General features: G+C 67.4%; 7 protein-coding genes. 5 read left to right on the top strand and 2 right to left on the bottom strand.

Translation table 11 applies throughout. The features are described 5' to 3' along the window. The coding region (locus ACN469_RS13665) for a hypothetical protein (protein WP_498767887.1) at positions 1 to 697 on the bottom strand (697 nt) is incomplete at its 3' end. Between the two features lie 623 nt (positions 698 to 1,320). On the opposite strand from ACN469_RS13665, the gene ACN469_RS13660 reads away from it, so the two are divergent. The 3 genes from ACN469_RS13660 (at position 1,321) to ACN469_RS13650 (ending at position 4,740) form a co-directional block, all read left to right on the top strand. Next, entirely contained in the window at positions 1,321 to 2,598 is a 1,278-nt protein-coding gene (locus tag ACN469_RS13660) for a fibronectin type III domain-containing protein (protein ID WP_498767885.1), read from the top strand. Positions 2,599 to 2,653: 55 nt separating this feature from the next. After that, positions 2,654 to 3,070 (top strand): hypothetical protein, encoded by a 417-nt coding sequence (locus tag ACN469_RS13655; protein ID WP_498767883.1) that lies wholly within the window; start codon positions 2,654 to 2,656, stop codon positions 3,068 to 3,070. Between the two features lie 578 nt (positions 3,071 to 3,648). Further along, positions 3,649 to 4,740, top strand: coding sequence for a WD40 repeat domain-containing protein (locus tag ACN469_RS13650; protein WP_498767881.1), 1,092 nt, complete (start codon positions 3,649 to 3,651; stop codon positions 4,738 to 4,740). A 277-nt stretch (positions 4,741 to 5,017) separates the two neighbouring features. Here ACN469_RS13650 and ACN469_RS13645 read toward each other — a convergent pair whose 3' ends face one another. Then, positions 5,018 to 5,260, bottom strand: coding sequence for a hypothetical protein (locus ACN469_RS13645; protein ID WP_498767879.1), 243 nt, complete (start codon positions 5,258 to 5,260; stop codon positions 5,018 to 5,020). A gap of 448 nt (positions 5,261 to 5,708) precedes the next feature. On the opposite strand from ACN469_RS13645, the gene ACN469_RS13640 reads away from it, so the two are divergent. After that, complete coding sequence (locus tag ACN469_RS13640) at positions 5,709 to 7,220, top strand: DNA-3-methyladenine glycosylase 2 family protein (protein WP_498767877.1); 1,512 nt, start codon at positions 5,709 to 5,711, stop codon at positions 7,218 to 7,220. Then, entirely contained in the window at positions 7,220 to 7,732 is a 513-nt protein-coding gene (locus ACN469_RS13635) for a methylated-DNA--[protein]-cysteine S-methyltransferase (protein ID WP_498767875.1), read from the top strand. The genes ACN469_RS13640 and ACN469_RS13635 overlap by 1 nt, the downstream gene beginning before the upstream one ends. The last annotated feature ends 150 nt before the right edge of the window (positions 7,733 to 7,882 follow it).

Raw genomic sequence — 7,882 nt, 5'->3', positions numbered from 1 at the left:
CCAGGGGGTCGCCCGTCTCCAGCAACTGGTCCGCCATCACCAGCCGCACGTCGTCGTCCTCGGGGTTGGCATAGACACGGGGCAACCACTGCTCCCGGATGCTGGCGTTTCGCGACTCCTTATCCGCGCGAACACGCATGGCCTCCCAAAGCGCCGCGAGCAGCTCCCGCGCCTTCGCATCGAGTTCCCGCGGTACCCAGTCACGCCCCAGCCTGATGACGAAGGACAGCCGCGCAGCCGAGGCCCAAGCCTCCGGCCTCATCCGCTCATACAGTGCCTCGAGGGGCTCGACGTCGAAGGGCGGCCCCACGTGCCGGAGCGCCGCGCACAGCCTCGACACCCGCTGCGGCTCCTCCGCCGAGGGGAGGCGCGCGATGGCGAGCAACCCGGGGATGAACCGGGGGTCGGGCAGGCAGTCGAGCAGGGCATCGAGCTGCGCCTCCACCTCGCGCGGCTGCCCCTGAGCCACCAGCCTGCGAGCCAGGTCCCGCGCCGCGCGACGAGCCTCCGCGTACTCCCCCTCCCGCCCCGCATGCGTCGAGTCGAGTCGCGCCTCGAGCTGCTGGGCGAACAAGCACAGCTCGCTCGCGCGACACTCGCGCCACGCATCCATCACGGCGCCGAAGGCCTCTTCCTCCTCCTGCCGCGCGAAGGACTCCGCCGCGCGCTCCAAGTAGCTGTGCAGGGCCTCGTTCACGTCGCCAGCGTATACCGCCTGAAGATTTCCAGCCTCCGCACAGGCAGCGACACGCCCGCCAACGCGAGCGCCCAATCCACCTCCGCCGAGCATCCGCGTCACGCCGCCCAGATGCGGATGGGTGAGCCACTCGAGGAATCCCGCGGCGCCCTTCTACTGATGCCAGTCCAACTCCCGCACCGTCCGCGGAGAGTACCTGGGCGATGAAGCCATTCATCCACTGGTGCGCGAGCATGCTGCCCATCGTGATGCCTGCGGGGCTCGTGAGCACGCTTCCAGCGAGCAGGTCCCCATCCCGATGCCGCCGAAGCCCGGTCCTCCGAAAGCGGACTCGCCGGTGCCCGTGCGCATCAGCTCCGCCCGAGTCGCAAGCCGCGCGAGGCCGGCGGGGTCATTGACAGGCGAAAGCCACCTCGACAGGCGAAAGCTTCCGAGCCCGGAGCCCCCGAGCAGTATGGGTTCACCGAACAATCGCACTGCGATTGTAAACCGCCAGCAGCAGCAGGTCCGCCCCGCCCTCCGGGCGTTCTATCGGGCAACACATGCGCGGCCTACACTCCCGCGCGCCATCCCCTCCTCGGCTCGAATCCCCGACCGGGGCAATCCTGCTTCAGGAGCGTCTCATGAATCGATATCTCAGCATCCTCTGCGCGGCCCTCCTCCTCTCCGGCGCGCTGGGGCCAGGAGTCGCGACGGCCAGCCCGACGTTTCCGTATCCCTGGCCGGACTACTCGGTGGTGCCGGTGTTGTTCGTGCCCACCGACTGGAGCGTGAGCAGCGCCGAGGTGCAGGCAGAGGCCACCGCCATCAACAACGCGATGGCCGACATCCAGCGCTTCTATGCGACCTACAACAACGGGGCGACCTTCGTGCGCAACCCGGTGCAGGTGGTTCAGGCCAACGGCGCCAAGGAGGCGTACGGCATCTCGTGGGGTCCGGGGAACATCTACGACGACGGGGTCATCACCATCACGGGCAACATGGAGGGGGCCGTCATGGCGGAGCTGCACTCGCGCGGATTCCCTACCCCTCCGGCGCAGAATGAGAGCGGCTACGTCACGATGATCTTCTTCAAGGGCGCCGGCGGCTTCGCTGGAGGCCGTGGGTATACCAGCGGCAACGGCGGCCAGGCCATCGTCGGCGACTGGGCCATCGACAGCCTCCAGGGCCACGTGGCGGAGGGCGCCTACTGGTGGTCCGGCCAGCGCAAGCAGACCGGCGCCGTCGCTCACGAGCTCGGCCACGGCTTTGGCCTTCCCCACCCCGATAGCGTGGGCTGGGGGATGGAGACCTCCGTGATGGGCTTCTGGTGGGATTATCCGACCATCGGTCTGAACGACTACGACCGGAACTTCCTCGCCGCGAACAAGAGTGCCTTCTTCACCGTTCCGGCGGCGCCGACCGGTCAGACCGCGACCGCGCTCAATGGCAACAGCATCCGGGTCAACTGGACCGACAAGTCCAGCAATGAAACCGGGTTCCAGATCACCAACGGCGTCACGACCGTGAGCGTGGGCACCAACACCACCACCCACACGTGGACGGGCCTGTCGCCCAACACCTATATGTGCTTCGCCATCCGCGCCTACAGCGCCACGGGCACCTCCGCCTGGACGCCGTACGCCTGCACCACCACGCCCGCGGTGCCCGCCATGCCGACGAACCAGACGGCCACCGCCATCAGCAGCTCCAGCATCCGGGTGAACTGGACGGACACCTCTGGCAACGAGACCGGGTTCCAGCTGACCAACGGTGTCACCACGCGGAACCTCGGCGCCAACACCACCACGTATACCTGGGGCGGCCTCGCGTCTGGCACGTACATGTGCTTCGCCATCCGCTCCCAGAATGCGGCAGGCACCTCCGCCTGGACGCCGTACGCCTGTACGACAACACCGTAGCCAACGGGCAGAGGGACGGCCGCGCGGAGACATGTCACACTGCGCGGCCTCCCCCATGAAAATCATTCGCAACATCCTCGCGGTCATCATCGGCTTTGCCGTGGGCTCTGTCGTCAACATGGCGCTCGTGACGCTCGGCCCGCGGGTGATTCCCGCCCCCGCCGGTGTCGATGCCTCCAACGCCGAGAGCCTCGCTGCTTCGATTCACCTGTTCGAGCCAAAGCACTTCGTGTTTCCGTTCCTGGCCCACGCGCTCGGCACGCTCGCCGGAGCGCTGGTCGCGTTCCTCATCGCGGGGAGTCGTCGCAGGGTCTTCGCGTTCGCGGTCGGCACGCTCTTCCTGGCCGGCGGCATCGCGGCGAGCTTCATGATTCCCGCACCGACGTGGTTCATCGTGAGCGACATCGTGGTGGCCTACCTGCCGATGGCGTGGCTCGCCACGCGGGTGGGGCGCGAATTCCCCCTCGTGTGACTCCGCTCCTTTCCAAGCGTCACGAACACACGTCCTGGGCTTGCCCACGGCATGTGCGAGGTGGCCCCCCCGGCACGAGGGCCACCCCAGGCCGTGGGGTGTTGAGGCTCAAGACAGCCCACAGGCCCAGGCTCCTGCCACGCACCTGATGGGCGCGCGGCCTGGACAGACGTGTGCCCCAAGGGAGCTCACGCGGCCTGTCCACCGGCCGGGAGCTTCGCTCGGGCGGCCCTCCTCGGCGCCTCTGCACCCTCCCTCCCCTCAACAGGGTCCCCATCCCAGCTATGCGCACTTGTACTTGTCGACGCGCCCGCCCTTCCCCAGGTCTTCGAGCAGCGGGGCGCCCGAGCCGAGCAACGTGTCACGGTCCGTCGCGACCTGGCCGTCGGGTAATCAGTTGCTGGACGCGGTAACGGGAGGTTGCTCGTCATAGGCGGCCATCACGAGCGCTGCGAGGCGCTTATGTCCGCTTGCCTTCGCTGGCCCCGGCCGCGACGACGTCGAGTGTCGCCTTTGACTCCGCGCCCCGTGGAAATGAAGTCGACAAGGTCTTGACGCTCACGGGATATCATCCCCGCATGCGACTGATCGACTGCACGGAGTTGCTTCCCAGATTCGCACCCGCGCCTCCCCGCGCGGCGTCCACGCCCCTGGCGAAGGACACTGTCCCCTACGTCCGGTTCCTCGCCTTCGAACCACGGGGCTCGCTCCTGGTCATCGAGGCGCCCGGCCATGCCGACCAGCCCGGTCGACTGCTGCGGAGGAGTGGACCCCGCCTTGAAATCGAGGCGGAGCTGACGGGCCCGCTGGGCCCCGGTGCGCTCTCGCCCAGCGGACGCTGGCTCCTCACGGGAGGCCCGCTGCTCGCAGGCCGAGCAGCCTGCTGCCAGTTGATCGACCTGGACACCTTCCAGGTCGCGCACACCCTGCCCGTCATGCGCCCCTTTGTATGGATTGACGACGAGCAGTTCGTCGCACAGTCACCGAACTGGGCGGAGACGTTCCGCGACGGAGACGTGGTCAGGACAGAGTCACGCCGAGTGGATCCGGCCCTCGCCGCCGCTGTGCCTGCCCTGGTGACGCCGGAGCCGTCCATGGTGCGGGTCTCCCGGACCACCCTCGGGTGCCAACCCTTGCTGCCGTCCCAGTGGCTCGATGAGGAGGTGTGCGCGGTACTGTCGCCCGAGGGCGACGTCCTCTACACAGCCACCTCCTTCTCCCGCATCTCCGCGGTGCGGGTCGCCGACTCCCGTCTGCTATGGCAGCGCGCGCCGTCGCGGCTCGTCACCGAGGGCACTGTCGCCGCCATGGCCCTCGACCCCACGTCGAACCGGTTGATGACCGTCGGCGGAGGCGTGAGCCATGACATGCTCGTGTTGGATGCGGCGAGCGGCGCCGAGCTCGCGCGCCACTCGTTGGGCACACTCGCGCGACGCGTGACGGGCGGCACGAACACGCGCGGCGACTCCATCTGTTTTCGCGGAGAGGGTCTGGGTGTGATTGGAACCAACAACGGCCTGGTCATCGAGATTGGAAACGATGGGCGCTGGAGCGCGTACAAGGCCGGCGCCCGCTCGCTTCGAGCCATCGCCTTCTCCGCCGATGGCACCTCCATGGTCCTCGGGGGCGCGGAGAAGAACCTGCGCGCCGTCTCGCTCGCCGGGCGCTGAGCCGTCTTCTGGCGCCAGCGCAACGCATTGCAGCAACAGGTCCATGAGTGGGCAGGTGGTGGGACGCGGATAAGTGCCACCACCCTGCTGCTCATCCTGACGCCCTTTGCCTAATCCCAATCGAGGAGAGAGACTGAAGACCCCCAACCCCGAGGTATCCCATGCGGAAGCTGTTTCTCCTCGCTGTCATGATGACCCTGGCCAGCTGCGATCCAGGCGCCGAGAACGGGCAAGCCCCGCTCATGCACACCCAGGAGCAATCCGCCACGAGCGGCTGCTACGTCACGGTGTACTGCACGGACGGCACCAGTCGCACCTGCTCGGGCGCGAGCGCCTGTTCCGCCGCGCCGACCGGAAGTCCTCCCAGCGTCACGTGCGACGGAGTGACGAACGCCTGTTCCACGCAGCCTCCGCCCACTGGCTGCACCATCGGCGGCGTGACGTACAGCACCGGCACCGTCAACCCCAGCAACATCTGCCAGGTGTGTGACCCCACGCGCAGCACCACCAATTGGTCCAACCGTGACTCTTATGCGCAGACCAACACCTGCAGGCCGCTCGGGCTGTGCGGCGGTGGCGCCTGCCTCGGGATGGAGTGCGACGAGAACGCGGACTGCCATTCTGAATGCTTGAACGGCCAGTTGGTGTGCGCGGGGCCCTTCTGATTCCGCTCTCGCCATTTTGAGCGAAGAGGAGGCGCGGCTGCTGACGCGCCTCCCGCGTCTTCACCCAGCATTCACCCTGTCCTCGCTTGCGGGCCTGGCGCTTGCGGCGGCTCCCTGCAAAGACCTGGTTCGGATGGCTTGACCGCTGGCGATGAGCGACCAAGGCCCCGGAATCCCACGTGGTTCCGGGGCCTTTTCATGCAGCCGTCGCCCTCGGGTCGGCACGCGGCATGAACGCCAGGGCGCGCACGCGATGTCCGAATCCGGCGAGTCCGCCTCCCGGCGCGGTGCTAGCCTGCACTCATGTCGACGTTTGCCACCGCCACTGCGCTCCCTGACATGCACACCTGTGAGCAGGCGCGCCTCACCCGCGACCCACGTTTCGACGGGCTGTTTTTCACCGCGGTCACCAGCACCAAGATCTATTGCCGCCCCGTCTGTCCGGCGCCGATGGCCAAGCGCTTCACGTATTACGCCAGTGCAGCCGCCGCAGAAGCCGGCGGCTACCGGCCTTGCCTGCGATGTCGCCCGGAACTGTCACCCGGCGACGGCGCATGGCGTCGTGGCGATGCGCTGTTGGCTCGCGCCTTGAAACTGATCGAACAAGGCGTTCTCGACGAACAGCCACTGTCCGCGCTCGCCGAACGCGTCGACATCGGCGAACGCCAGCTGCGTCGGCTGTTCGTCGAACGCCTCGGCGTGTCGCCAACGGGAGTGCATGGCACGCGACGCTTGTTGTTCGCCAAACAGCTGCTGACGGAAACGGCGATGCCAATCGCCGAAGTCGCGCTCGCGGCCGGTTTCGGCAGCCTGCGCCGCTTCAACGCCGCCTTCCTCGAAGCCTATCGGATGGCTCCGCGCGACCTGCGCAAGCAACGCGTCGAAGTTCCCGGAGAGACCTTGACGCTGCGCCTGGGTTACCGCCCACCCTACGACTTCGTCGCGATGCTCGATTTCCTGCGCGGGCGCGCGCTGCCCGGTGTCGAACTGGTGGATGCCACGAGTTACTCGCGAGTGATCGGCTCTATCGATGCGCCCGGCTGGCTGCGTGTTTCGCAATGGCCCGCATCGCATCGCCTGGCGGACGCCAATGCGCTGCGGCTCGAACTGCACGGCGCGCGCCCTTCGCAACTGCTGGAGATCGTCCATCGGCTGCGACGCATGTTCGATCTCGACGCGGATCCACAGGCCATCATCGAAGCGCTCGGCGCCGATGCGCGGCTGCGTCCGTTGCTGAAGCAGCGCGCGGGACTGCGCGTTCCCAGCGGATGGGACGGCTTCGAGAGCGCGGTGCGCGCGATCATCGGCCAACAGATCAGCGTCGCCGGCGCACGCACGCTGGCGACGCGACTTTCGCATCACTTCGGTCAGCCACTGCCCGCACCACTCGCGCCTGGACTCGACCACCTCTTCCCCACGCCCGATGCGCTGGCCGACGCCGACCTGGGTGTGATCGGCCTGACACGCGCGCGTGCGCAGACCTTACGGACCATGGCGCGCGCACTTCTGGAGGGCCACGTCGACTTCAAGCCGGAGCGCACGCTGGACGATTTCACGGCGCGATGGGTCGCGTTGCCCGGCATCGGCCCGTGGACCGCGCAATACATCGCGCTGCGCGCATTGGGCCATCCCGATGCATTCCCCGCCGACGACCTGGTGCTGCGGCGCGCGGTACCCAACGATGGTTCGCGCATGAGCGCGAAGGCGCTGACCGCGTGGGCGGAAGCCTGGCGTCCCTGGCGCGCCTATGCGGTGATTCATCTGTGGAAGGATTCGATGGGGCCACCCATCAGGAAGGCAAAGGGGACCGCGTAATGCAAAGCAACGTGTTCTATCGCCACATCGAAAGCCCGGTCGGAGCGTTGCTGCTTGCCGGCAACGACGAGGGCCTGCGGCTGATCGAGTTCCATACACCGCGCCACCCGATGCGTCGCAGCGAGGATTGGCAGGAAGGCGACCACGCGGTCCTGCGGGACACCCAGAAGCAACTGGACGAATACTTCGCGGGCAAACGCCGGGGCTTCGAACTGCCTCTGGCGCCGCAGGGGACGCAGTTCCAGCGCCAAGTGTGGTTGGAACTCGCCAACATTCCATTTGGCGGCACGATCAGTTACGCCGAACTCGCGCTGCGCCTGGACAGACCCACGGCGACGCGCGCGGTGGGCGCGGCGAATGGGCGCAATCCGATTCCCATCGTGCTGCCTTGTCATCGCGTGATCGGCTCAAACGGCAGCCTCACCGGTTTCGGCGGCGGCTTGCCGACCAAGCAGTTCCTGCTGCGGTTGGAAGGAGCGATGCCGCGCCAGGTGGATCTGTTCGCCCTATAGGGCGGAACAAACTCCTCGCTACAAGCATCAACCCAGCAGCACCCGCATGGCCTCGTGCTTCCGACGAAGCGGATTCCTCGCGACATTCTCCGGCAAGGGCCGTTGGAGGAGGACAACACCCTTGGACTTCCCGCTCCCTGGAGAGCACAG

It is taken from the genome of Corallococcus terminator, assembly GCF_049194865.1.
Taxonomy (GTDB): domain Bacteria; phylum Myxococcota; class Myxococcia; order Myxococcales; family Myxococcaceae; genus Myxococcus; species Myxococcus terminator_A.
The sequence above is the reverse complement of the archived record's forward strand: the minus strand, read 5'-3'. Positions and strand labels throughout refer to the sequence as shown.